This is a genomic window from Nocardioides sp. Root140, assembly GCF_001426745.1.
Taxonomy (GTDB): Bacteria; Actinomycetota; Actinomycetes; order Propionibacteriales; family Nocardioidaceae; genus Nocardioides.
The window spans coordinates 234,610-257,819 of the sequence record NZ_LMFI01000016.1 but is presented as its reverse complement, the minus strand read 5'-3'; the positions used below and the strand labels follow the sequence as shown (position 1 = coordinate 257,819).

Below are 23,210 nucleotides of genomic sequence, written 5' to 3'. Positions count from 1 at the left end.
CATGCTAGCCGGTGGTGGCCCACTGGCCCCCGGGCTCGCGGGCCATGGTGAACAATGGCGCGCGATGACTGACCATGCGACGAAGCGACGCGAGGCGCGCGCCGACATCCAGGCCCTCCGCGCGCTCGCGGTCGGCCTGGTCGTGGTCTATCACCTGTTCCCGAGCCGGCTGACCGGTGGCTTCATCGGCGTCGACACGTTCTTCGTGATCTCCGGGTTCCTGATCACCCTGCACCTGGTCGAGAAACCGCCCCGGGGAGGCCGCGACCTGCTCGCGTTCTGGGCCCGCCGGGCCCGTCGGCTGCTGCCTGCCTCCCTGACCGTGCTCGCGGCGACCCTGGGCGCGGCCTGGCTCTTCCTGCCCGAGACCCAGTGGGAGACCACCGCCGTCCACACGCGCGCCGCGGCGCTCTACTACGCGAACTGGCAGCTGGCGGCCGACGTGGTCGACTACCTGGCCGCGGAGAACGAGCCCTCGCCGGTCCAGCACTTCTGGTCGCTCGGCGTCGAGGAGCAGTTCTACCTGGGCTGGCCCGTCCTGCTCCTCGCGCTCACCGTGCTCGTGCCGGTCGCCCACCGGCTGCGCGGCTACTGGCTGGGCCTGGGCGCGGTCGTGGTGGCCTCACTGGTCTGGTCGGTCCACCTCACCGCCTCCGAGCCGGCCGCGGCGTACTTCGTCACCTGGACCCGGCTGTGGGAGCTGGGTGCCGGTGGACTGCTCGCCCTCGCCGCCCCGACGGCCCGACGGTGGGCGGAGCAGCGCCCGCGGGGGGCCAACGCCGTCGCCGTGGCCGGCTGGTGCCTCATCCTCGTCACCGCGTTCCTCTACACCGACCGCACACCCTTCCCCGGCTGGCACGCGGCCCTGCCGGTGGTCGGCTCGGCCCTGGTCATCGCCGCCCACTCCCGGATGCGGGTGTACGACGTGCCGGGGGTGCAGTGGCTCGGCGACGTCTCCTACGCGGTCTACCTCTGGCACTGGCCGCTGATCGTCATCGCTCCCATCGCACTGAGCAAGGTGGCCGGGTCGCCCGAACGAGGGCCGCTCGACACGCTCCTGATCCTGGTCGCCACGTTGGTGCTCGCCGGGCTCACCAAGGTGCACATCGAGGACCGCTTCCGCACGCCCACCTGGTCCCGTCGGGTGGTGCCGAGCCTGGTGTCCGGTGGGGTCGGGATGGCTGTCGTCGTGGCGCTGGCCACCTCGCTCGTGGCGACGGTCAACGCGCAGCAGCGCGAGGACCGTACGGCGCTCGAGGCAATCCTCGACGGCAGCGACCCGTGCGCCGGCGCGGGTGCCCTCGACCCGGCGAGGTCGTGCCCGCCCAACGACAACACCGACCTGGTCCCGTCGCCCCTCCTGGCCAGCGAGGACTGGTCGGACGCCTACGACAAGCGCCCCGACGGCCGCAGCTGCTTCGCCGGCTCCTCCAGGTTCAAGGTGGTCGAGTGCACGTTCGGTGATCCCGACGGCACCGTCGACGTCGTCCTGGTCGGCAACTCCCACGCGGGCCAGTGGCTGCCCGCACTGCAGTCGATCGCGGAGCGTCGCCACTGGAGGATCACGACCTACCTCGCGAGCATGTGCACCGCGGCGGACCTGCCGCAGTACTTCGACACGGAGGGCTCGACGGCCGGCTGCATCGACTGGACCAGGGAGGTCTCCGAGTCCGTCGCCCAGGACAAGCCCGACCTCGTGGTCTTCACGAACCGCACCGGCCGGCCCGCCCTCGACGAGACCTCCGTCGAGGAGAGCGCCCCGAAGTACACGGCCGGTTTCCGCAAGACCCTGGGCGTGCTCACCTCGACCGGTGTGCCGGTGGTCGTCATCCGCGACACCCCCATCCCGATCCAGGACGGTATCGACGACATTCCCGACTGCCTGGCCCTCCACGACGACGATCCCGCGGCGTGCTCGGGTCCGCGGGACGTGTGGGAGTCGGGGGACCCCAGCATCGCGGCCGCCCGGCAGCTCGCCGACCGCGGCGTCTCGATCGCGGACCTGACCGACTCGCTGTGCGACGAGACCACCTGCTGGGGTGCGATCGGCGGGGTGGTCGTCTATGCCGACGGGCACCACCTGACCAACACGTACTCCCACACGCTGGCTCCGCAGCTCGCGCCGTACCTCCTCAAGGCGCTGGGCCGACGCTGAGCCGGGCAGGTCAGGTGGCCGTGGTCAGCAGGTCGGCCAGGCCGGCGCCCACCACGGCCTCGACGAGCCGGAAGTCGTACTCGGTGTCGATGTTGAACGCCTGCGACTCGGGGATCTCGAGTGCCAGGAAGCTGCCCTCGTCGAGCCAGCTGTGCTCCAGCCGGCGGACAAAGTCAGCGCGCCACAGGTAGAAGTTGCCGTTGAGCTTCAGGAAGCTGCGTCCGGCGTCCTGTCGCCGCGTCACGCCGGCGGCCTCGGGGAAGGCCCGACGCAGGGTGCCGGAGGCGTCGACGTCGACGCCGGTCGACATCGGGTCGAACCCGGGCACGGACACGCTGACCACCCCGTCGGTCTCGGGGCGCGAGCCCAGCAGGTCGACGGCCTCGGCCAGGAGTGCCGGGTCCCGCAGCGGGCTGGTCGGTTCGAGCAGGAGCACGGCGTCGTACGGCCTGCCTTCGTCGGACTCGGCAAACGACAGGGCGTGCGCGATCACCGGCCCGGTCGGGGCCGTGTCGGAGGACAGCTCGGCGGGGCGGAGGAACGGGACGTCCGCGCCCAGGGACCGCGACACCGCCGCGATCTGCTCGTCGTCGGTGCTGACCAGGGTGCGGCGTACGGCGGGAACCGTGCGGGCCGCGGCGATCGAGTGGCCGACCAGGGGCACGCCGCCCAGCTCCATCAGGTTCTTGCCGGGCAGGCCGCGGGACCCACCTCGTGCGGGAACCACGGCCAGGATGCGCTCGATCAACTGGGACTCTCCGTTCCGGGACACCGGTTCGCGCCGCCGCGAGACCCGTCCGACCCCGACCCTATGATGGCCCTGCCACGGACCCGTGGCGCCCACGCCCCGATCGCTCGAGACGGAAGCCACGATGATCCACGCCGATGACCGCATCCCCCGGGCGGACGTCGGGTCGACGCTGCTCGAGGCCATCGCCGTCATCGACCGGGGAGCCCTCGGCATCTGCTGCCTGGTCGACGACGCCGGCCGCCTGCAGGGCGTGCTGACCGACGGCGACACCCGGCGAGCGCTGATCGCGGGCCACCCGTTGACGGCGCCGGCGATCGACCACGCCACCGCCAGCCCCCACACGGTGGTCGCCGGCACCCCGCGCGCCCACGTGCTCGACCTGATGCACGCCTGGCGGGTCTCGGCCATCCCCGAGGTCGATGCCGCCGGCCTGGTGCACGGCGTCCACGCGCTCTCCGACGTCATCGGACCCCCCGACCTGCCCAACGTCGCCGTGATCATGGCCGGCGGCAAGGGCACCCGGCTCGGCGACCTCACCCGTCATGTCCCGAAGCCGCTGATGACGGTCGCCGGGCGCCCGATCATCGACTGGATCATCCTGGGGCTCGTCGGCGACGGCATCCGCAAGATCCACGTCAGCGTCAACCACCTCGCCGACCAGATCATCGACCACGTCGGCGACGGCAGGCGGCTGGGCGCCGAGGTCGGCTACCTCCGGGAGGATCCCGAGACCCCGCTGGGCACCGGTGGTTCGTTGGCACTCCTCCGAGACCGGCCCACCGAGCCGATGCTGGTGATGAACGGCGACCTCATGGTCGACTTCGACGCCCAGCAGCTGCTCCGGTTCCACACCCAGTCGCAGTCGCGGATCACCGTCGGCGTGCGGCAGTACTCCCACACCGTGCCGTTCGGGGTGGTCGAGCACGACGCCGAGCACCGCATCCAGCAGCTCGTCGAGAAGCCCGACCTGACGGTCTCGATCAACACCGGGGTCTACTGCATCGACCCTGACTTGATCGGGCTCGTCCCACCCGACACGATGAGCCACATGCCTGATCTCGTCCAGCGCTGCCTCGACGACGGTCAGCGGGTCTCGGCCTGGGAACTCTCCTCGGACTGGATCGATGTCGGAACCCCGGCGGACCTCGCCCGGGCGAAAGGAGCCGGATGAGCACGTTGGCCGAGTCCCTCGCGGGGCGCACCGTCCTGGTGACCGGATCGGACGGGTTCATCGGTAGCCACGTCGTCGAGGGCCTGATCGGCCTGGGCGCCCGGGTGAAGGCGTTCGCGCTCTACAACTCTTTCGGGTCGCTGGGCTGGCTCGACAGCTCGGAGGTCTTCGCCGCCGCGGTCGAGTCCGGGCAGGCGGAGTTCGTCCTGGGCGACATCCGCGACGCCGAGCACGTCTCGGCCGCCGTCGAGGGTGTCGACGTGGTGCTCCACCTCGCCGCCCTCATCGCGATCCCCTACTCCTACGTGGCGCCGCGGTCGTACGTCGACACCAACGTCACCGGCACCCTCAACGTGCTCGAGGCCGTACGCCGCCACGGCACCCCACGGCTGGTGCACACCTCCACCTCGGAGGTCTACGGAACGCCGCAGACCGTGCCGATCACCGAGGAGCACGCGCTGCGCGGGCAGTCGCCGTACTCCGCCACGAAGATCGCGGCCGACAAGCTCGCCGAGTCCTACGCGCTCTCCTTCGACACCCCGGTCACGATCCTGCGGCCGTTCAACACCTTCGGGCCCCGCCAGTCGGCCCGGGCGGTCATCCCGACCGTCCTGGCCCAGCTGCTGGCCGGCGCCGAAGAGCTGCGCCTCGGCTCGATCACCCCCCAGCGCGACTTCACCTTCGTCACCGACACCGCACTCGGGTTCGCCCGCGCCGCCGTCGCCGACGTCACCCCCGGCACCACAGTCCAGCTCGGCACCGGTCGCACCGTGTCCATCGGCGAGGTCGTCGACATCGCCCGGCGGATCACCGGGTCGAGTGCGAAGGTCGTCGTCGAGGACGAACGGGTCCGCCCGGCAGGGTCCGAGGTCGAGATCCTGCTCTCCGACCCGAGCCTGGCCAAGGAGCTGATCGGCTGGACGCCGCAGGTGGACCTCGAGACCGGCCTGGAGCTCACCCGCGACTGGATCGCCGAGAACGTCGACCTCGCGACGGCTCACCGGTACCACCGATGACCGCACCTCGGGAGCCCAGCGCCCCGGGTGCGCCGGGAGCGGTCGGTACGATTCCGCTGGCCACGCCCAACGTCGGCGAGGCCGAGCGCAACGCCGTGCTCGCGGCAATCGACTCCGGCTTCGTGTCCTCCGTCGGGCCCGAGGTCACCCAGTTCGAGCAGGAGTTCGCCGAGCTGGTCGGGACCAGGCACGCCGTGGCCACGGCGAGCGGGACCGCCGCGCTGCACGTGGCCCTGCGCCTGGCCGGCGTCGGTCCGGGCGACGAGGTCTTCGTCTCCGACTTCACCTTCATCGGCTCGGCCAACCCGGTCGCCTACCTGGGTGCCGACGTCGTGCTGGTCGACTCGGAGCCCGACTCCTGGAACATGGACCCCGAGCTCCTCGAGCAGGAGCTGGACCGCCGTGCGCGGGCCGGTGAGGCCATGCCGCGCGCCATCGAGCTGGTCCACGTCCTCGGGCAGCCGGCCGCCGGACACCGCATCGCCGAGATCGCCCGACGCCACGGCATCGCGCTGGTCGAGGACGCCGCCGAGAGCCTCGGTGCCCGATGGGTCGACGACGTCGGAGACGCCGTCCACACCGGCGCCCTCGGCCGGCTGGGTGCGTTCTCCTTCAACGGCAACAAGATCGTCACCGCGGGCGGCGGCGGCATGATCGTCACCGACGACGACGAGCTCGCCCGCCGCGCGCGCCACCTGACCACCCAGGCCAAGGTGCCCGACGTCGGCTACCTGCACGACGAGGTGGGCTACAACTACCGGCTCACCAACCTCGCCGCCGCGCTCGGCCTGGCCCAGCTGCGCCGGCTCGACGAGTTCGTGGCCGCCAAGCGTGACATCGCCGCACGTTACGACGCTGCGTTCGCCGATCTCCCGCTCACCCTGGGCCCCAGGGTGGCCGGCACCGAGTCGACGTACTGGCTCTACTCCGTCCTCGCCGCCGACCAACCCAGCCGCGACGCACTGCTGGAGCACCTCGCGCGGGAGGGTGTCGGAGCCCGCGCACTGTGGCGTCCGCTGCACCAGCAGCCGCCGTTCAGCGGCGCGCGCACGATCGGCGGCGACGTCGCCACCAGCCTGTTCGACCGGGGGCTGTCCCTGCCCTGCTCCACCGACCTGAGCGCCGACGACCACGCTCGCGTCGTGGCCGCGGTGCGGTCGTTCTTCAACTCCTGAGGCTCACTCGTCGACGAAGTGCTTGGCCCGGGCCGGAGGGTCCGCCACGACCACGTCGACGATGCGGCGGGCGGCCGTGCCGTCGCCGTACGGGTTGACCACGCGGGCGGCCCGTTGCCGGAAGCCGTCGTCGAGGACCTGCCGCAACGCGGCGCCGACGGCGGCCTCGCCCTCGTCCGACCAGAGGACGTTGTCGGACCGGAGCCGCCCCTGCTGGCGCAGCCCGACGTCGACGGCCGGTACGCCGACGGACGCCGCCTCGATCACGCCTGACGACGAGTTGCCGACCACCACGTCGCAGGACGCGAGGACGGCGGGGTAGCGCGGGCCGAGCGCCTCGACCACGAGCAGCCGCTCGTCACCCTGGAGGCGGGTCAACGCGGCCAGCACGTCGTCCCGGCCGGCATCCATGCCCGGGTGTGTCGCCACGACCGTGCCGCACACGTCGAGGGTGGCGCGCAGCGCCTCCTCGGCCCACCGGCCGATGTCGTGCGTGGCCGACGCGGTGGGCGGGTGGTAGGTGAACAGGGCCAGGGGGCGCCGCACCGGGACCCCGAGGAGTGCCTCCAGCTCGGCGTCGTCCAACCGGGTCCGTGCCGCGTAGCGGTCGAGCCCGGGCGCCCCGGTGACGTGGATGCGCTTAGGCTCCTCGCCGAGCCGGGCGACCCGCTCCGCGGCGTCCTGCGAGGCGACGCAGTGGACGTCGGCCAGCTTGGTGACGGCATGGCGGACCCGCTCGTCGATCGCCCCGCTGGTGACCTCGCCACCGTGCAGGTGCACGACCGGCACACCGGCCAGCACGAACGGCGGTACGACGTACAGCAGCTCCCACCTGTCACCCAGGACCACGAGGCGGTCCACCGGATGCTCGGCCACCACGCGACCGGCTCCGGTCGACAGGGCGGGACCGTGGCGCAGCTGGGCGGCCAGGTCGACCTCGTCGAGCGGGGCGGCCAGGGCGATGACGGAGGACACCGAGCCTTCCAGTCGGTCGGCCAGGCCGGCGGCGTCGAAGGCCAGGCCGGTGAGAACGACGGTCTCGACCTCGGGGCGGGACGTGAGCTCGGCCAGCACCGGCTGCAACGGCCCGAGATCGGCACGCGTGCCGACGAAGACCGCGACCTTCACGCGAGCTCCACGTCGGCCGCCGTGATCGGGTCACCGGCACGGACCGGACGGATCACCCGGGCGCCGACGACCGCTGTGCTCGGCGCCAGGCCGTGCTCCGGGCGCAGGGTGACCGCGTCGTCGGGCACCAGCGTGTGTCCGGAGGGCAGGTCGCGCGCGGCGTGCCAGGAACGGCGTACGAGCGTGGCGTTCTCGACCTCGGCGGGCATCCGTCGCTTCACGCCGTCGCCCAGGGACGCGAAGGCGTCGCGCACCGCGGTCACGTAGTCGGTGAGCTCGTCCGGCTCGAGGCTGGCCGCGTGGTCGGGTCCGGGCAGGGTGCGGTCGGTCGTCACGTGCTTCTCCAGCACGGTGGCGCCCAGCGCGACGGCGGCGACGGCACTGGTCAGCCCCAGCGTGTGGTCGGACCAGCCGACCGGCACCCCGTGCTTCGCGGCGAGCGCCGGGATGACCCGGAGGTTCGCCTCGTCGATCGGGGCGGGGTAGGCGGAGACGCAGTGCAGGAGGGTCACCGACGGTGCCGCGGAGGTGGCCTCGAGAGCGGCCGCGACCTCGGCCTCGTCGCCCATCCCGGTGGACACCAGCAGGGGCAGGCCCAGCTCGGCGAGGGCCCGGAGGAACGGGGTGTTGGTCAGCTCGCCCGACGAGGTCTTGATCGCGGCGACCCCGAGGTCGGCCAGCAGTCGGGCGCTGTCGAGGTCGAACGGCGTGCTCAGGAACGTGAGCCCTTCACCTTCGGCGTGGTCGCGGAGTCGCTCCCACGCCTCGGCCGGCAGGGTCAGCGCCGCGAGGAGCCCGGCCTGGTCCTCCGCGCCGCCCCGGTCCCGCTGGTAGGGGGTGGTCTGCGCGTGCGACGAGACCAGCAGGGCCGGGTCGAAGGTCTGGAACTTGACCGCGTCGGCACCGGACCGGGCGGCCACGTCGATGAGCTCGTGGGCGAGGGCCTCGTCGCCGTTGTGGTTGACGCCGGCCTCGGCGATCACCGTGAGCCGGTCGGCGGGCGGAAAGACTGGGCGCTCGTCGTTCATGACGGGGTCCTCTCGGTGCGGTGGCGTTCCACGGCGGGCACCCCGACGACGCAGGCATTCTCGGGGACGTCGCGGGTCACGACCGCCCCTGCGCCGATCACGGCATGGGCGCCCACGGTGACCCCCGGAAGGATCGTGGCCCCGGATCCGACGAACGTGCCGGCGCCCACGCTCGCCCCGCCGAGGACGACGGCGCCGGGCGCCACGTGGACCCCGTCACCGAGCGTCACGTCGTGCTCGACGACGGCCGCCGTGTTGACGATGACACCGCGTCCGACGCGGGCACCCGGACCGACATGGGCGTGGTGCAGCACCACCGACGAGCCGCCGAGCGTGACGTCGGCGGACACGGTCGAGGTGTTGGCCGCTGCGGAGAACAACAGGTCGGGTGGCAGCTGGTCGATCACCTCGAGTCGACGGCGGTTCTCGCCGATCGTGACGACCAGGCGTCGGTCCTGCTGCTGGGCCAGCGCGATCGCGTCGGCGTCGGAGTCGAGGACGTCGACCGACCACTCCCGCGTCGAGACGCCCGCGACGGCGACCAGCTCGGCCACTCCGAGCAGGGCGTGGGCGACGCTGGCCGCATGGCCGCCGGCCCCCACGGAGATCCAGGGGGTCAGCACGGCAACGGGTTCGGACGACACGGCCCGAGTCTAGGGCCGGTGCCGAGGGTGTCGAGACGGCCTCGTTCCTCGGCCCGCTCAACCACCGCAGGGGGCGTTGGCCGATTGCACAAGGGAAGTGGCGGAACCGTGGAGGTTCGGGCAGCCCGGAGGGGCGTGGACTTCGCCAGACTCGTGGACATGGCTGAGCACCCTGAACACGTGGTCGTCGTCGGCGCCGGGATGGTCGGTCTCTCGACCGCCTGGTACCTCCAGCAGGAGGGCGTCAAGGTCACCGTCGTCGACCGGTACGGCGTGGCCGCCGGCTCCTCGTGGGGCAACGCCGGATGGCTCGCGCCCGCCCTGACCCTGCCGCTGCCGGAGCCGGCCATGCTCAGGACCGGCATCCTCGCGACGCTGAAGCCCGACTCCCCGGTCTACGTGCCGTTCCGCGCGGACCCGCGTCTCGTCCAGTTCCTCCTCGGCTTCGCCCGCCACTGCACGGAAGGTCACTGGGGCAAGGCGATCGAGGTCTTCAACCGGGCCAACGCGGGTGCCCTGGCGGCGTACGACGAGCTCACCGAGCACGACGGCACCGGACGCGTCGAGGAGCCGACCCTGAACGCCGAGCCGTTCCTGGCCGGCTTCGTCTCCGACGCGGACCGCGCCGTGCTGGTCGAGGAGTTCCGGCACGTCGCCCAGACCGGCGGCCTCACCGACTTCGAGCTGCTCGACGGCGACGACCTGCACACCCTGGAGCCGTCGCTCGGCAAGGTCGTCACGCACGGCGCCCGCCTGCACGGCCAGCGCTACCTCAACCCCGGTCGCTTCGTGCACGCCCTCGCCGAGGCGGTGCAGGCCCGCGGCGGCGAGATCGTCGACGGCCAGCAGGTCACCGGCGTGAGCCAGCGCGGTGCACGGGTGCTGGTGGCCAGCAAGGGCCGCGAGTCGATCGTCGCGGACGCCGTCGTGCTCGCCAACGGCAGCTGGCTCGGCGAGCTGGCCCGCCCCCACGGCGTGCGCAAGGTGGTGCAGGCCGGCCGCGGCTACAGCTTCACCGTGCATCCCGACCACGTGCCGACCGGACCGGTCTACTTCCCGACCCAGCGGGTCGCGTGCACGCCGCTCGGCAAGCCCGAGGAGGGCCTGCGGGTGGCCGGCATGATGGAGTTCCGCAGCCCCGACGACCCGCTCGACCAGCGCCGCATCCAGGCCATCGTCGACGCGGCCACCCCGATGTTCACCGGTGTCGACTGGTCGCAGCGGCACGACGAGTGGGTCGGCTCGCGGCCGTGCACCACCGACGGCCTGCCCCTGGTCGGGGCCAGCCGCTCCGACCGGGTCTTCGTCGCCGGCGGTCACGGCATGTGGGGCGTGGCGCTGGGGCCGTTGACCGGCAAGCTGCTGGCCGGCCGGATCGCGGGCAGCTCCACCGCCGGTGACCGCGACCTGCTGAGCGCCTTCGACCCCCTGCGGAAGTAGCATCGGGGGAGTGACCCTCCCCGATCTCACTGGCGATCTCACCGGCGCCCACCTCAGCGCGGCCGGCGTCGAACGCGCGGCCGAGGTGCTGCGCCCGGTGGTCCGGCGTACGCCGTTGGAGCTGAGCGTGCGGCTCAGCGAACGGGCCGGGGTGCCCGTGCTGCTCAAGCGTGAGGACCAGCAGCTCTCCCGCTCCTACAAGATCCGCGGTGCGCACCACCTGATCGCCGGGCTCACCGACGCCGAGCGCGAACGCGGCGTGGTCTGCGCCAGCGCCGGCAACCACGGGCAGGGTCTCGCACTGAGCTGCGCCACGTTGGGCATCCACGGTCGGGTCGTCGTACCCCAGAACACCCCGCGGCAGAAGCGGCAACGCATCCTCGCCCTCGGCGAGGGCCTGGTCGAGCTGGTCATGGTCGGCAGCTCGTACGACGAGGCGAGCGCGGCCGCCCACGCCGACGCGGAGCAGTCCGGTGCGGTCTACGTGCACCCGTTCGACGACCCGCGCACGATCGTCGGGCAGGGCACCATCGGGCCCGAGCTGGTCGAGCAGGCCCTCGAGGCCGGCCACGATCTCGGCACCGTGGTGGTGCCGATCGGCGGCGGCGGACTCATCTCCGGCATCGCGCTGTGGCTGCGTGAGCGGCACCCCGACATCCGGATCGTCGGCGCCGAGCCCGCGGGGGCGGCCAGCATGACCGCCGCACTGGGCCACGGGGCGCCGATCGGGCTGACCGAGCTCGACACCTTCATCGACGGCGCCGCGGTCGGCCGCGTGGGCGACCTGACCTACCCGATCGTGCGCGACCTGGTCGACGAGGTGGTGACCGTGCCCGAGGGGGCGGTGTGCACCGAGATGCTCGCGCTCTACCAGACCGAGGGCGTCATCGCGGAGCCCGCCGGTGCCCTGGCCAGCGCGGCCGTCTCCCGCATCGACGCGGGCGGCCGGGCGGTCGCGGCGATCGTGTCGGGCGGCAACAACGACGTCAGTCGCTACGCCGAGATCGTCGAGCGCTCGCTGCTCCACGAGGGGCTGCGGCACTACTTCCTGGTGACCTTCCCCCAGGAGCCTGGCGCGCTGCGGCACTTCCTCGAGGACGTCCTGATCGAGGGCGCGGACATCGTGGTCTTCGAGTACGTCAAGAAGAACAACCGCGAGACCGGGCCGGCCCTGGTCGGCATCGAGCTCGAGCGCGCCACCGATCTCGCCGAGCTGATGGAGCGCATGACGGCGAGCCCGTTGACCATCGAGCTGGTCCCGCCGGGGTCCCCGGTGTTCAGCTTCCTGCTCTGAGCCTCGCTGAGTTGCCCGAAGCCCTTGGCCTGCTCCCGGGAAGGGAGAAGACTGACCACTGAAGGGCGCGGTCTCGCGCCCCGGCGGTTCCGGCCAGGAAGGAGCGAACTGTGATGACAGGGATGCATGCGGGTGCGGGGGACCGGCTGATCGTGCACAGCGGGCACGTCGGCGAAGCGGAGCGTGAGGCGGAGATCCTCGAGGCGCGCGGATCGGAGGGCACCCCGCCCTTCCTCGTGCGCTGGACGGACGGGCACGAGTCACTCGTCTACCCGGGGCCGGACGCGCAGGTGCGGCCGGCAGGACAGGACCTGCCGCAGGAGTGACGGATGGTCAGGCCTCGTCGCCCGGGAGGTGCGGGTCGGCGAGGAGGTACTGCGCCAGCTTGCCGTCGTGGTCGCGGTCGTGCGGCTTGACCGGCTCGGGGATCATCCGGCCCTCGGTGGTGTCCCAGAAGTGGTCGACGCCCAGGCAGATGCGCCGGGCCACCTTGCCGGGCAGGCCGAGGTGCGGCACGTAGGGGTGGGGTCGCGTGGGCGAGTGCAGCTCCGCACCGTAGACGCGGTCGGCCAGGTCGGAGCGCGCCTCTGAGGTGGTGTGTTCGACGAGGGCGGTGACCACTTCCTCCTCGAGCGCCATGAACTCGTCGAAGCGCCGGTGCAGGTCGGCCCAGATGTCGTGCCACGGGCGGTGGATCGCGTGCGCCTCGCCGTACAGCTTGGCCTTGGTCTGGGCCATGGCGTACTCGAGGTCGCGGCTGGTGCGGGAGAACCGGTGGGCGACGTCGTTGCCGTCAGGCAGTCGCCGTCGTGCGGCCGGCACGAGCACGGCGTTCGCCGCGGCGAGGTGTCGGCTCGCGCTGGCCAGGAAGGTGTCCGTGGCAGGGAAGCGGTCGCGCGGCCTGTCGTGTGTCGGCTTGTGCCACTCAGCGGTGGAGAGCCGTTCGTCGAGGACGTCGTGCGTGGCCTTGATGCTGTGCAGAAGCTTGTCGTGCATGGCCGTCATCTCCAAGGTCCCGAGCGAGCATGCGCTGTGCTCCCTTCCAGTGTGCGTCGCCGTACGCCGGAAGGGAAGGCACAGGCGCAGTGCCCGGCCCGTGGGAACTCGGCCCCGTCGGAGCTCAGCCCTCTTCGAACTCGGCCTGCTCGAGGAACTCCGCGGCCACCTTCAGCAGCTGTACGGCGACCTCGGGGTCGAGGCCGGCCATGGTGACCTTCAGCCCGAGGTCGGAGCTCGGGTCGAGGTTCCAGTCCTCGTCGTCCTCGGCCGCCTGCGGCTGGCTGAAGTCGACCAGCTCGAGGAACATCCCCGGCTTCTCGCCACCGAGGGCGACGACGTGCAGCGACTCCGGGTCGCCGATGAACCGGGCTCCGACGCTGAGGGTTGCTTCGACTTCTTCTTCGTCGCTCATGGGTCCGCCTCCCGGACTCGAGGGTGTTTGTGAGGAGACTAGGGCCTTCCGCCAACCTAGAACGTGTTCTAGGTTGGCTCGCATGAGCACTGAACCCCTGCGCGTCGTCGGCTGGTCCACCGGAACTGTCGGCCGCCATGTCATCGCCGGCATCGACCGGCACCCCGATCTCGAGCTGGTCGGGGTCTGGGTCTCCGGTCCGGAGAAGGACGGCCAGGACGTCGGGCGACTGGCCGGGTTCGACCGCGACCTCGGCGTCACCGCGACCACCGACCGCGACGCGTTGATCGCGCTGGCGCCGGACGCGATCGTGCACACCGCGATGACCGACGACCGCATCTTCGAGGCGATCGAGGACCTCCAGGCATTCGTCGCGGCCGGCATCAACGTGGTCTCCAGCGGACCGGTGCTGCTGCAGTACCCGTACGGCGTGCTGTGGGACGAGGCGCTCAGCTCCCTCGAGAAGGCCTGCGCCGAGGGCGGTGCGAGCCTGCACGTCAACGGCATCGATCCGGGATTCGCCAACGACGTGCTGCCACTGGTGATGACGTCGCTCTCGCAGCGCATCGACCAGGTGAAGGTCAGCGAGATCGCCGACTACTCGACGTACTACCAACCCGTCGTCATGCGCGACATCTTCGGTTTCGGCAAGCCGGTCGACGCCGACGACGTGATGCTGTGGCAGCCCGGAATCCTCAGCATGGGTTGGGGATCCGTGGTCCGGCAGATCGCCGCCGGGCTCGGGGTCACGCTCGACGAGCCGCTCACCGAGACCGTCGACCGGCGTCCGGCGCCGGTCGACACCGAGACCGTCTCCGTCGACATCGCCGCCGGCACGATGGGGGCAGTGAGGTTCCAGGTCATCGGCCGCGTCGACGGCGAGGACAAGATCGTCCTCGAGCACATCACGCGCACCGCTGAGGACCAGGTGCCCGAGTGGCCGACCCCGCCCGAGGGTGGCGGCTGCTACCGCGTCGAGATCACCGGTCAGCCGATGATGAAGGTCGACTTCACGCACCGTGGTGAGGACGGCGACCACAACGTCTCGGGCATGGTCACCACCGCACAGCGTCTGGTGAACTCGGTGTCCTCCGTGGTCGCGGCGGAGCCCGGCATCGTCACCGCGCTGGACCTGCTCCACGTGACCGGCAAGGGGCTCGTCTCTTGAGCATCCTCGACAGGTTCACCGTCACCGACCACGTCGCGGTCGTCACCGGGGCCGGTCGCGGGATCGGTGCGGCCACCGCCGTCGCACTCGCACAGGCAGGCGCCGACGTGCTGATCGCGGCCCGGCACGCAGACCAGCTGGAGGCGGTCGCCGATCTGGTGCGTGGTGCGGGGCGCCGTGCGGTCGTCGTACCGGCGGACCTGTCGGACACCGACGCGGCCGCGGGCCTCGCGCAGGCGGCGTACGACGCGTTCGGCCGACTCGACATCGTGGTCAACAACGTCGGCGGCACCATCCCGAACGCCTTCCTCGACACCGACGTGGCCTACCTGGAAGAGGCGTTCCACTTCAACGTCAGCACGGCGCACGCGCTGAGCCGGGCGGCCGTGCCGCTGATGCTGACCGGTCCGCCGGACGCGCAGAGGTCGATCGTCTCGATCAGCTCGATGATGGGGCGCGCGTCGGGTCGGGGCTACCTCGCCTACGGCACCGCCAAGGCGGCGCTGGCGCACTGGACCCGGCTGGCGGCCACCGACCTGGCCCCGCGCATCCGGGTCAACGGCGTCTTCGTCGGCTCGGTGATGACCAGCGCGCTGGAGTTCGTCGCCGGCGTGCCCGAGATGATGGAGCAGCTGGAGACCCGGACCCCGTTGGGCCGGGTGGGGGAGCCCGAGGACATCGCCGCCGGCGTCGTCTACCTGGCGTCGAGGGCCGGTCAGTACGTCACCGGGAAGCTGCTCGAGATCGACGGCGGCATCCAGCAGCCGAACCTCGATCTCGGTGTGCCGGACGTCACCTGAAGTGACCCGGCGGTACGTGACATGGTGGCCCGATGACTGACTGGACCGAGCCGGGAGCGTTCGAGGTCGCCCCCGGCGTGCACCGCATCCCGCTGCCCCTGCCGATGGACGGGCTGCGTGCGGTCAACGTCTACGCGATCGACACCGGCGACGGGCTGACCCTGATCGACGGCGGCTGGGCGATCGAGGAGTCGCGCACCCTGCTGGAGAAGTCACTGGCCTCGATCGACCGCCAGGTCTCCGACATCACCCGGTTCCTGGTCACGCACGTGCACCGCGACCACTACACGCAGGCCGTGACCGTGCGCCGTGAGTTCGGCTCGCACGTCTCGCTCGGCATCGGCGACAAGCCGACCCTCGACCTGATCCACGACCCCGACGTCGAGGAGGACCCCTACGTCGAGGTGCTGCGCACCTCCGGCGCGGGCCAGATGGCCACCGACTGGGGCACCTACACGGCCGAGATGACTCCCGACCTGACCCTGTGGGAGGCACCTGACACCTGGCTCAGCGGCGACCACGAGATCGCGGTCGGGCAGCGCACGCTCGAGGCGGTCTCGACGCCCGGTCACACCCAGGGCCACTACGTCTTCGCCGACCACGGCGACGGACTGCTCTTCGCCGGCGACCACGTGCTGCCGACGATCACTCCCTCGATCGGCTTCGAGCCCAAGCTGGCCGGCCAGCCGCTCGGCGACTTCCTGAACTCGCTGGCGAAGGTGCGCGCGATGCCCGACCTGCGGCTGCTGCCCGCGCACGGTGCGGTCACCGGCTCGACCCATGCGCGGGTCGACGAGCTGACCGCACACCACGACGTACGACTCGACCTCTGTCGCGAAGCGGTCGCCGCCGAGCCGGCGTCGTCGTACGACGTGGCCGCCCGGCTGCCATGGACCCGTCACGAGCGGAAGCTGAAGGACCTCGACCTCTTCAACTCGGCGCTGGCCACCCTCGAGACCCGGGCCCACCTCGAGCTGCTCGTCGCTCGCGGCGAGATGACCCGCACCCTCACCGACGGCGTCCACATCTACGCGATCCCCTGATGTAACGCGGGGTTACGGTCGCTCCACACGCGTTGTGACGCGTGCGAACCGTCAACAGCACCGCACAAGTCCGGACCCCTTCACAGGCTGACCCTTCACAGGCTGACCTGTCACAGATCCGGGACGGCCGGTGTCTTCATGGGCGAACGGGCTCCAGCAGGTGGGGCCCCGGGTCTCCGCAGGAGGAGCCATGCCCAGCAAGACGCCCAGCAAGACGACCAGCAAGACGACCAGCAACTTCCGGATCCCCAAGGCCGAGCTCGACGGCATCTACGGCCGGATGCTCAGCGGCTACGCCAAGCGGACGTACGGCGAGGTGCCCGACTTCGCCTACGTGATGTACCACCACAAGCCGTTGACCAAGGCGATCCTTTCGTTCGAGGGCAAGGTCGCGAAGTTCAGCGCCCTCGACCCCAACCTGAAGTCGTACGCCGAGATGGCCAGCGCGGCGATGATCGGGTGCAGCTGGTGCATGGACTTCGGCTACTTCATGGCCCACAACAAGGGGCTCGACGAGGCCAAGATCCGCCAGGTGCCGGTGTGGCGCGACAGCGACGTCTTCACCCCGCTCGAGCGCGACGTCCTGGAGTACGCCGAGGCGATGACCGCCACACCGCCCGAGGTCGACGACGAGATGGTCGACAACCTGCACCGCCAGCTGGGTGTCGAGGCCACCGTCGAGCTGACCGCGATGATCTCGTTGGAGAACATGCGCTCGCGCACCAACGCCGCGATGGGACTCGCCTCGCAGGGTTACTCGGACACGTGCGAACTGGCACCCTTGGCACGGTGAGACCACCCGTGAGCGATCCCTTCGTCGAGCACCGCAACCTGCTCTTCACGGTTGCCTACGAGATGCTCTCCTCGGCCGCCGACGCCGAGGACGTCGTCCAGGAGACGTGGCTGCGTTGGGCCGAGGTCGACCAGCCCGAGGTGCGCGACCCGCGGGCCTACCTGGTGCGGATCGCCACCCGGCAGGCACTCAACCGGATGCGCACGCTCGAGCGGCGCCGGGAGTCGTACGTCGGACCATGGCTGCCCGAGCCGTTGTTGACCACGCCCGACGTCGCCGATGACGTCGAGCTGGCCGACTCCGTCTCGACGGCGATGCTGATGGTGCTCGAGACGCTGAACCCCACCGAGCGCGCAGTGTTCGTGCTGCGGGAGGTCTTCGGTTTCGAGTACCCCGAGATCGCTGCCGCGGTCGACAAGTCGGAGCCGGCGGTGCGCCAGATCGCGAGCCGGGCCGGCAAGCACGTGCAGGCCCGACGCCCGCGGGCCGTCGTACCGGCGGACACCGAGAGCGTGCTGGAGCGGTTCATGGCGGCCGCGGCAGGCGGCGACCTCCAAGTCTTGATGGACGTGATGGCGCCCGACGTCGTCATGTTCAGCGACGGCGGCGGGCTCCGGCAGGCCGCACTGCGCCCGATCCACGGCCGCGACAAGGTGATGCGCTGGCTGGTCGGTGTGATGGGGCGCGACGCGGGTGTGATGACACTCGACACGGTGCAGGTCAACGGCCAGCCGGCGATCCGGTTCTTCCTCGATGGCGTGCTCGACGTGGTCGGCACAGTGCGGTTCGAGGACGGGGTGGTCACCGAGATGTACCTCGTGCGCAACCCGCACAAGCTGACCCGGGCCGACAAGGACGTCGTGCAGCTGAGCCGCTGAGGTCGTACGCCGGCACGTCCCGTCGGTCGAGCGCGCCGCCGGGCGGTCGTACGGCGGCACTTGTGCGGTGCTGCTGACGGTTCGCACGCGTCACGACGCGTGTGGAGCGACCGTAACCCCGCGTTACTCGGGGCGGGCGGGGCGTGGGGTAGATTCGGGAGCTCAAGAGACAGGGGAGCCCTCCGGCCAGCGAGCCGGGGAGCTGAGAGTGCGGGCCCAGCAGACCACGCTGGCCGCAGACCCTCAGGACCTGATCCGGTTAGCACCGGCGAAGGGAGTCGGAGATGAACCGCGCACTGCGCACCACCCTGGCCACGATCACGGCCCTGACGTTGACGGGCGCAGCGTCGTGCACGCTGCTGGCCGACGACGGGGACGACTCGGGCGAGACCAAGATCGAGGCGACCGACGGCGTCGACCCCGCCGACGCGATCGCCGGAACCACCGTCACGCTCGTCACCCACGACTCGTTCAACCTGCCGAAGAAGCTGATCCGCCAGTTCCAGAAGGACACCGGCGCCACGCTGAAGATCCGGCCCTCCGGTGACGCCGGCAAGCTGACCAACGCGCTGGCGCTGAGCCAGTCGAACCCGATCGGCGACGTGGCGTTCGGCGTCGACAACACCTTCGCCTCGCGCGCGGTCGACGAGGACGTCTTCGCGACGTACGCCGCCGAGCTGCCCGGCAGCGCGGAGAAGCTGCGCCTCGACGGCGACGCGGGGGACAAGCTCGCGCCGATCGACCAGGCCTCGGTCTGCGTCAACGTCGACACGGCCTGGTTCGAGAAGAACGACCAGGAGCCACCGACCAGCCTCGACGACCTCACCGACCCGGCCTACAAGGACCTCACGGTGATCCCCGGCGCGGCCACCAGCTCGCCCGGCCTGGCCTTCCTGCTCGCCACGATCGCCGAGTACGGCGACGACTGGCCCGACTACTGGACGGACCTCGTCGGCAACGGCGCCGAGCTGACCGAGGGCTGGACCGACGCCTACTACGGCGGTTTCACCGGCGGTGGCGACGGCGACCGACCGATCGTGGTCTCGTACGACACCTCGCCCGCCTTCACCGTGGACAAGAAGACCGGCGAGACCACCACCGCGGCCCTGCTCGACACCTGCTTCCGCCAGGTCGAGTACGCCGGCGTGCTGGAGAACGCGAACAACCCGGTCGGCGGCCAGGCCGTCGTCGACTGGCTGCTCAGCCCTGAGGTCCAGGCCGCGCTGCCCGACAACATGTACGTCTTCCCGGTCGACGACTCCGTCGCGCTGCCGAAGGAGTGGGCGAAGTTCGCGCAGCAGCCGACCGAGCCCTACGAGGTCTCCGCCGACGACATCTCCGAGCACCGCGCCGAGTGGCTGACCGAGTGGACGGACATCGTCAGTAGGTGAAGCGCCTCCTGACGCTCGCCGGGCTGGCCGCGCTGCCGGTCCTGGTGCTGGGTGTCTTCTTCGTGCTGCCGGTCACCGGCATGCTCGGGCAGGGGCTCTGGCCGGACGGCAGGTTCGCCCCCGGCGACGTGCTCGAGGTGCTGGCCCGGCCCCGGGTGCACCGGGTGCTGTGGTTCACCGTCTGGGTCGCGGCCACGGCCACGCTGGTGACGCTGCTCCTCGGCGTACCCACCGCCTATGCGCTGCACCGTCTGCGGGTGCCCGGCCGGAGCGTGGTCAGGGCGGCCTTCCTGGTGCCGTTCGTGCTGCCGACCGTGGTGGTCGGGATCGCCTTCGACCGGCTGGTCTCCACCGGCCCTCTCGAGGTGCTCGGCCTCGACGGGTCGCCGGTCACGATCATCGCGGCGATGGTGTTCTTCAACCTCGCGGTCGTCGTACGCACGGTCGGGGCGGCGTGGGAGGGACTCGACCCGCGACCCGGTGAGGCGGCCGCAGCGTTGGGCGCCTCCCCGTGGCAGGTGTTCCGGACCGCCACGTTCCCGGCGCTGCGCGGATCGGTCGTCTCCGCGGCCAGCGTCGTCTTCCTGTTCTGCTCGACCGCGTTCGGCATCGTGCTGGTGCTCGGCGGCCTGCGCTACTCGACCGTCGAGACCGAGATCTACCTGCTCACCACCAGCCTCTTCGACCTGCCCGCCGCAGCAGCCCTGTGCCTGTTGCAGCTGCTGGTGGTCACCGTGCTGCTCCTGCTCGCCGCCCGGGCCCGTTCGGCGCCGGGCCAGGCCGCCCGCCGTCGTGTCGAGCCCTCCCGGGTCAGGTTGTACGACGCCCCGGCGTTGCTCGCGACCGCACTCGGGCTGCTGCTCGTCGCGGTGCCGATCGCCATGCTGGTCACCGGCTCGTTGCGGGTCGACGGGGCGTGGAGCCTGGCCAACTACCGGGCCCTCGACACGACCGGAGGCGACGGCCTCGTCGACGTCACGGTCGTCGAGGCGCTGGTCAACTCGCTGCGCACGGCTGTCGACGCGACCTGGATCGCGCTGCTCATCGGGGGACTGGTCGCGGTGATCGCGACCCGCCGCTCGCACGGCCCGGCCGAACGCCGGATCCGCGGACTGCTCGACGGCTTCTTCATGCTGCCGTTGGGGGTCTCGGCGGTCACCCTCGGCTTCGGCTTCCTGATCACCCTCGACGAACCCCCGGTCAACTTCCGCGAGTCGCCGCTGCTGGTGCCGATCGCGCAGGCCCTGGTGGCGATGCCGCTCGTGGTGCGCACGCTCGTCCCGGTGCTGGCCGGCATCGACGACCGCCAGCGCCAGGCCGCGCACTCGCTCGGCGCCTCCCCGCTGCGCGCACTGGTCACGATCGACCTGGCCGTGGTGTGGAAGCCGCTGCTGGCCGCCGCCGGGTTCGCCTTCGCCATCTCGCTGGGGGAGTTCGGTGCGACCTCCTTCCTCTCGCGGGTCGACCACCCGACGCTGCCGGTGCTGATCTACCGCCTGCTCGGCCAGCCCGGCACGCACAACTACGGCATGGCGCTGGCGGCGGCCGTCGTACTCGCCCTGGCCACGGCGTCGGTGATGTTCGTCGTCGAGCGGCTCCGGGTGCCGGGCGTGGGAGGGTTCTGACGTGCTGTCCCTCCACCAGGTCACCGTGACGTACGGCGCCGCCGTCGCCGTCGACGACGTGTCCCTGGAGCTGTCGGCCGGCGAGGTGCTCGCGGTGCTCGGCCCGTCGGGCTGCGGCAAGTCGACACTGCTGCGCGCGGTCGCCGGCCTCGAGCCGGTCTCGGCAGGCCGCATCACGTTCGACGGTGGCGACCTCGCCGGGGTGCCGACCCACAAGCGCGGCTTCGCCCTGATGTTCCAGGACGGCCAGCTGTTCAACCACCAGAGTGTCGGCGCCAACGTCGGCTACGCGCTGCGCATCAGGCACCGGCCGCGCCGCGAGGTGGCCACCCGGGTCGAGGAGCTGCTCGAGCTGGTCGGCCTCGCCGGGTACGCCGACCGTGCCCCGGCCACCCTCTCCGGTGGTGAGCGGCAACGCGTCGCCCTGGCCCGTGCCCTCGCCGTCGAGCCGCGACTGCTGCTCCTCGACGAGCCGCTGAGCGCACTCGACAAGTCCCTGCGCGAGCGGTTGGCCCTCGACCTGCGCGAGATCCTCACCCGCGCCGGGACAACGGCCCTGTTCGTCACGCACGACCACGAGGAGGCGTTCGCGGTCGCCGACCGGATGGCGCTCATGCGTGCCGGACGACCGGTCCAGGACGGCACGCTGGCCGAGGTCTGGGAGCACCCCGCCGACTCGGAGGCCGCGTCGTTCCTGGGCTACCCCACCGTGCTCGACGGCTCGGCCGCCGACGCCGTACTCACCGCGGCAGGTCTTCCGGTCGGGGACGGCGTGGCGCTGCGCAGGTCGGCACTCCGGGTGTCCGCGGAAGGCCCGCTGCACGGCGTCGTGCTGTCGTCGCGGGTCACCCCGGACGCCGTGCGCGTCGAGGTCGACGTGCCCGGGGTCGGTGTCGTGGCATCCGTCACGTCCGACGGCACCGCGCCCCCGTCGCCCGGGCAGGAAGTGCGTCTCGAGGTGGCGCGGAACCGGCTCGCGGTGATCCCGAGACGTTGATCGTCGGGGGCGGTCCCCTAGACTGCCCGCGTGTATCGCCGTGCCTACGTCCTCCTCGTCGGGGTCGCAACGTTGATGGGCGCCCTCGCTGTCTTCACGGCGATCAGCCTCGGAGAGCGTGTGGTCGACCCCGAGGGCTTCCTCGGTCCGTCGTGGCTGCGGCTGCCTCTCCTGGTCTTCGGGGCGTTGCTCCTCGACATGCTGCCGCGGACGCTGTGGCTCTCGAAGATGAAGCCCAAGGCGATGTGGCCAATCGTGATGGAGCGCTGGCACTCCCACTGGAACCGTGAGCGTCTCACGCTGGTGGTCCTGGGCCTGGTCTGCTTCTACATCACCTACGTCAGCTACCGGAACCTCAAGTCGTTCCTGCCGCAGGTGCTCGGCGTCGACTACAAGTTCGACCGGCCGCTGCACCTGCTCGACAAGGCGATCTTCTTCGGGCACGAGCCGGCCACCGTCCTGCACGCCGTGCTCGGCACCAACTACTCCGCGCACGTGCTCTCGACGATCTACCTGTGGTTCCTGCCGATGGTGCCGTTGGTGCTGACTGCCTGGCTGATCTGGTCGAAGAACCTCAGCTACGGCTACTGGTTCGCCACCTCGCAGTGCCTGGCCTGGAGCCTCGGCACGGCGTCGTACTACCTGCTGCCGACGCTCGGCCCCGGCTTCGAGTACCGCTTCCTCTACACCGACCTCAGCCCGACAGGGGCGTCCCAACTGATGGAGGCGTTGTCCTACGGGCGCGTCGGCGTCTATTGGGGCGGGCGCGTCGATGCGGTGCAGTCTGTCGCGGGCTTCGCGAGCCTGCACTGCGCGATCACGCTGCTGGTGGCCCTGATGGTGCAGTACACGATCAAGGTCAAGTGGCTCAGCTGGGCGATGTGGATCAACTTCGGCATCACCGTCGTGGCCACCCTCTACTTCGGCTGGCACTACATCGCCGACGACGTCGCCGGTGTCGCGATCGCGGTGATCTCGTTCTACGTCGGTGGGCTGGCCTCCGGGCAGAAGTTCGACAGACACGGGTTGTCGAGCCATCCGACGACGACGACCTCGCAGATCCCCGTCGACAAGGACTGACCCGCCCCTCCTCCACACTCGCTCTTCCAGAACGTCCTGCGTCCTGGCCGCCCCGGCAGCCGGACCGCAGGACGTTCTGTCATTGCTGCCTCTTTCGGGACATTGTCCGTGAATTACATCGATGTAATTCGGAAATTACACGCTTGTAGTTTGTCAAGGCGACACGCCGATACTTTTGAGAAATCTGGAAAGAAGTGTTTCTTTTGTGACTGGTGAGCACTA

General features: G+C 71.0%; 22 protein-coding genes. 16 read left to right on the top strand and 6 right to left on the bottom strand.

Going from position 1 to position 23,210, the window contains the following annotated elements; translation table 11 throughout:
• The first annotated feature begins 64 nt into the window (after positions 1 to 64).
• Positions 65 to 2,155: an acyltransferase family protein gene (locus ASD30_RS25210; RefSeq protein WP_056688875.1), complete on the top strand. Its 2,091-nt coding sequence runs from the start codon at positions 65 to 67 to the stop codon at positions 2,153 to 2,155.
• Between the two features lie 10 nt (positions 2,156 to 2,165).
• On the opposite strand, the gene ASD30_RS25205 is transcribed toward ASD30_RS25210, so the two are convergent.
• Entirely contained in the window at positions 2,166 to 2,903 is a 738-nt protein-coding gene (locus tag ASD30_RS25205) for an acylneuraminate cytidylyltransferase family protein (protein WP_056688872.1), read from the bottom strand.
• Positions 2,904 to 3,027: 124 nt separating this feature from the next.
• On the opposite strand from ASD30_RS25205, the gene ASD30_RS25200 reads away from it, so the two are divergent.
• The 3 genes from ASD30_RS25200 to ASD30_RS25190 are packed head-to-tail and all read left to right on the top strand — an operon-like array spanning position 3,028 to position 6,268.
• Positions 3,028 to 4,077, top strand: coding sequence for a nucleotidyltransferase family protein (locus tag ASD30_RS25200; protein ID WP_056688870.1), 1,050 nt, complete (start codon positions 3,028 to 3,030; stop codon positions 4,075 to 4,077).
• On the top strand, positions 4,074 to 5,093 hold the full coding sequence (locus ASD30_RS25195) for a GDP-mannose 4,6-dehydratase (RefSeq protein WP_056688867.1): 1,020 nt from the start codon (positions 4,074 to 4,076) through the stop codon (positions 5,091 to 5,093). The genes ASD30_RS25200 and ASD30_RS25195 overlap by 4 nt, the downstream gene beginning before the upstream one ends.
• Positions 5,090 to 6,268 (top strand): aminotransferase class I/II-fold pyridoxal phosphate-dependent enzyme, encoded by a 1,179-nt coding sequence (locus ASD30_RS25190; protein WP_056688865.1) that lies wholly within the window; start codon positions 5,090 to 5,092, stop codon positions 6,266 to 6,268. Before ASD30_RS25195 ends, ASD30_RS25190 begins: the two co-directional genes overlap by 4 nt.
• Positions 6,269 to 6,271: 3 nt before the next feature.
• Here the strand turns inward: ASD30_RS25190 and neuC are convergent, their stop codons facing one another.
• From neuC to ASD30_RS25175, 3 genes are read right to left on the bottom strand one after another with little or no spacing between them, the layout of a single operon-like run.
• Positions 6,272 to 7,396 (bottom strand): UDP-N-acetylglucosamine 2-epimerase, encoded by a 1,125-nt coding sequence (gene neuC, locus ASD30_RS25185; protein WP_082564171.1) that lies wholly within the window; start codon positions 7,394 to 7,396, stop codon positions 6,272 to 6,274.
• Complete coding sequence (locus tag ASD30_RS25180; RefSeq protein WP_056688862.1) at positions 7,393 to 8,424, bottom strand: N-acetylneuraminate synthase family protein; 1,032 nt, start codon at positions 8,422 to 8,424, stop codon at positions 7,393 to 7,395. The genes neuC and ASD30_RS25180 overlap by 4 nt, the downstream gene beginning before the upstream one ends.
• Positions 8,421 to 9,068, bottom strand: a complete 648-nt coding sequence (locus ASD30_RS25175) for an acetyltransferase (RefSeq protein ID WP_156393776.1) — start codon at positions 9,066 to 9,068, stop codon at positions 8,421 to 8,423. Before ASD30_RS25175 ends, ASD30_RS25180 begins: the two co-directional genes overlap by 4 nt.
• A gap of 159 nt (positions 9,069 to 9,227) precedes the next feature.
• Between ASD30_RS25175 and ASD30_RS25170 the strand changes: the two genes are divergently transcribed.
• The 3 genes from ASD30_RS25170 (at position 9,228) to ASD30_RS25160 (ending at position 12,128) form a co-directional block, all read left to right on the top strand.
• Entirely contained in the window at positions 9,228 to 10,508 is a 1,281-nt protein-coding gene (locus ASD30_RS25170; protein WP_056688998.1) for an NAD(P)/FAD-dependent oxidoreductase, read from the top strand.
• Positions 10,509 to 10,518: 10 nt separating this feature from the next.
• Entirely contained in the window at positions 10,519 to 11,802 is a 1,284-nt protein-coding gene (gene ilvA, locus ASD30_RS25165; RefSeq protein ID WP_056688857.1) for a threonine ammonia-lyase IlvA, read from the top strand.
• A gap of 113 nt (positions 11,803 to 11,915) precedes the next feature.
• A complete protein-coding gene (locus ASD30_RS25160; RefSeq protein WP_235529973.1) occupies positions 11,916 to 12,128 on the top strand; it encodes a DUF1918 domain-containing protein in 213 nt (70 codons plus the stop codon).
• A 7-nt stretch (positions 12,129 to 12,135) separates the two neighbouring features.
• Here ASD30_RS25160 and ASD30_RS25155 read toward each other — a convergent pair whose 3' ends face one another.
• The gene (locus ASD30_RS25155) at positions 12,136 to 12,798 is read right to left on the bottom strand and encodes a hypothetical protein (protein ID WP_056688853.1); all 663 of its coding nucleotides are present in this window, start codon (positions 12,796 to 12,798) and stop codon (positions 12,136 to 12,138) included.
• Positions 12,799 to 12,922: 124 nt separating this feature from the next.
• Positions 12,923 to 13,213 (bottom strand): hypothetical protein, encoded by a 291-nt coding sequence (locus ASD30_RS25150; protein ID WP_056688847.1) that lies wholly within the window; start codon positions 13,211 to 13,213, stop codon positions 12,923 to 12,925.
• An 82-nt stretch (positions 13,214 to 13,295) separates the two neighbouring features.
• Here ASD30_RS25150 and ASD30_RS25145 point away from each other — a divergent pair, with 82 nt between their 5' ends.
• From ASD30_RS25145 to ASD30_RS25105, 9 genes are all read left to right on the top strand, one after another.
• Positions 13,296 to 14,381, top strand: coding sequence for an NAD(P)H-dependent amine dehydrogenase family protein (locus tag ASD30_RS25145; protein ID WP_056688845.1), 1,086 nt, complete (start codon positions 13,296 to 13,298; stop codon positions 14,379 to 14,381).
• Positions 14,378 to 15,181: an SDR family oxidoreductase gene (locus tag ASD30_RS25140; RefSeq protein ID WP_082564170.1), complete on the top strand. Its 804-nt coding sequence runs from the start codon at positions 14,378 to 14,380 to the stop codon at positions 15,179 to 15,181. Before ASD30_RS25145 ends, ASD30_RS25140 begins: the two co-directional genes overlap by 4 nt.
• A gap of 32 nt (positions 15,182 to 15,213) precedes the next feature.
• Positions 15,214 to 16,224, top strand: a complete 1,011-nt coding sequence (locus tag ASD30_RS25135) for an MBL fold metallo-hydrolase (RefSeq protein WP_056688842.1) — start codon at positions 15,214 to 15,216, stop codon at positions 16,222 to 16,224.
• 190 nt (positions 16,225 to 16,414) lie between these two features.
• Positions 16,415 to 17,017, top strand: coding sequence for a carboxymuconolactone decarboxylase family protein (locus tag ASD30_RS27710; protein ID WP_056688839.1), 603 nt, complete (start codon positions 16,415 to 16,417; stop codon positions 17,015 to 17,017).
• A gap of 8 nt (positions 17,018 to 17,025) precedes the next feature.
• Complete coding sequence (locus tag ASD30_RS27705; RefSeq protein ID WP_056688836.1) at positions 17,026 to 17,895, top strand: RNA polymerase sigma-70 factor; 870 nt, start codon at positions 17,026 to 17,028, stop codon at positions 17,893 to 17,895.
• Positions 17,896 to 18,179: 284 nt separating this feature from the next.
• On the top strand, positions 18,180 to 19,286 hold the full coding sequence (locus ASD30_RS25120) for a thiamine ABC transporter substrate-binding protein (protein WP_056688834.1): 1,107 nt from the start codon (positions 18,180 to 18,182) through the stop codon (positions 19,284 to 19,286).
• Complete coding sequence (locus ASD30_RS25115) at positions 19,283 to 20,911, top strand: ABC transporter permease (RefSeq protein ID WP_056688831.1); 1,629 nt, start codon at positions 19,283 to 19,285, stop codon at positions 20,909 to 20,911. The genes ASD30_RS25120 and ASD30_RS25115 overlap by 4 nt, the downstream gene beginning before the upstream one ends.
• 1 nt (position 20,912) lies before the next feature.
• Positions 20,913 to 21,908 (top strand): ABC transporter ATP-binding protein, encoded by a 996-nt coding sequence (locus tag ASD30_RS25110; protein ID WP_056688828.1) that lies wholly within the window; start codon positions 20,913 to 20,915, stop codon positions 21,906 to 21,908.
• Between the two features lie 30 nt (positions 21,909 to 21,938).
• Positions 21,939 to 22,988: a phosphatase PAP2 family protein gene (locus ASD30_RS25105; RefSeq protein ID WP_056688825.1), complete on the top strand. Its 1,050-nt coding sequence runs from the start codon at positions 21,939 to 21,941 to the stop codon at positions 22,986 to 22,988.
• Positions 22,989 to 23,210 lie beyond the last annotated feature (222 nt).

Bases quoted from the DNA above. Each gene is read 5' to 3' on its own strand.
- ASD30_RS25210 (WP_056688875.1), top strand. From the start codon at position 65: ATGACTGACCATGCGACGAAGCGACGCGAGGCGCGCGCCGACATCCAG.
- ASD30_RS25200 (WP_056688870.1), top strand. From the start codon at position 3,028: ATGATCCACGCCGATGACCGCATCCCCCGGGCGGACGTCGGGTCGACG.
- ASD30_RS25195 (WP_056688867.1), top strand. From the start codon at position 4,074: ATGAGCACGTTGGCCGAGTCCCTCGCGGGGCGCACCGTCCTGGTGACC.
- ASD30_RS25190 (WP_056688865.1), top strand. From the start codon at position 5,090: ATGACCGCACCTCGGGAGCCCAGCGCCCCGGGTGCGCCGGGAGCGGTC.
- ASD30_RS25180 (WP_056688862.1), bottom strand. From the start codon at position 8,424: ATGAACGACGAGCGCCCAGTCTTTCCGCCCGCCGACCGGCTCACGGTG.
- ASD30_RS25170 (WP_056688998.1), top strand. From the start codon at position 9,228: ATGGCTGAGCACCCTGAACACGTGGTCGTCGTCGGCGCCGGGATGGTC.
- ASD30_RS25160 (WP_235529973.1), top strand. From the start codon at position 11,916: ATGACAGGGATGCATGCGGGTGCGGGGGACCGGCTGATCGTGCACAGC.
- ASD30_RS25155 (WP_056688853.1), bottom strand. From the start codon at position 12,798: ATGCACGACAAGCTTCTGCACAGCATCAAGGCCACGCACGACGTCCTC.
- ASD30_RS25150 (WP_056688847.1), bottom strand. From the start codon at position 13,213: ATGAGCGACGAAGAAGAAGTCGAAGCAACCCTCAGCGTCGGAGCCCGG.
- ASD30_RS25145 (WP_056688845.1), top strand. From the start codon at position 13,296: ATGAGCACTGAACCCCTGCGCGTCGTCGGCTGGTCCACCGGAACTGTC.
- ASD30_RS25135 (WP_056688842.1), top strand. From the start codon at position 15,214: ATGACTGACTGGACCGAGCCGGGAGCGTTCGAGGTCGCCCCCGGCGTG.
- ASD30_RS27710 (WP_056688839.1), top strand. From the start codon at position 16,415: ATGCCCAGCAAGACGCCCAGCAAGACGACCAGCAAGACGACCAGCAAC.
- ASD30_RS25120 (WP_056688834.1), top strand. From the start codon at position 18,180: ATGAACCGCGCACTGCGCACCACCCTGGCCACGATCACGGCCCTGACG.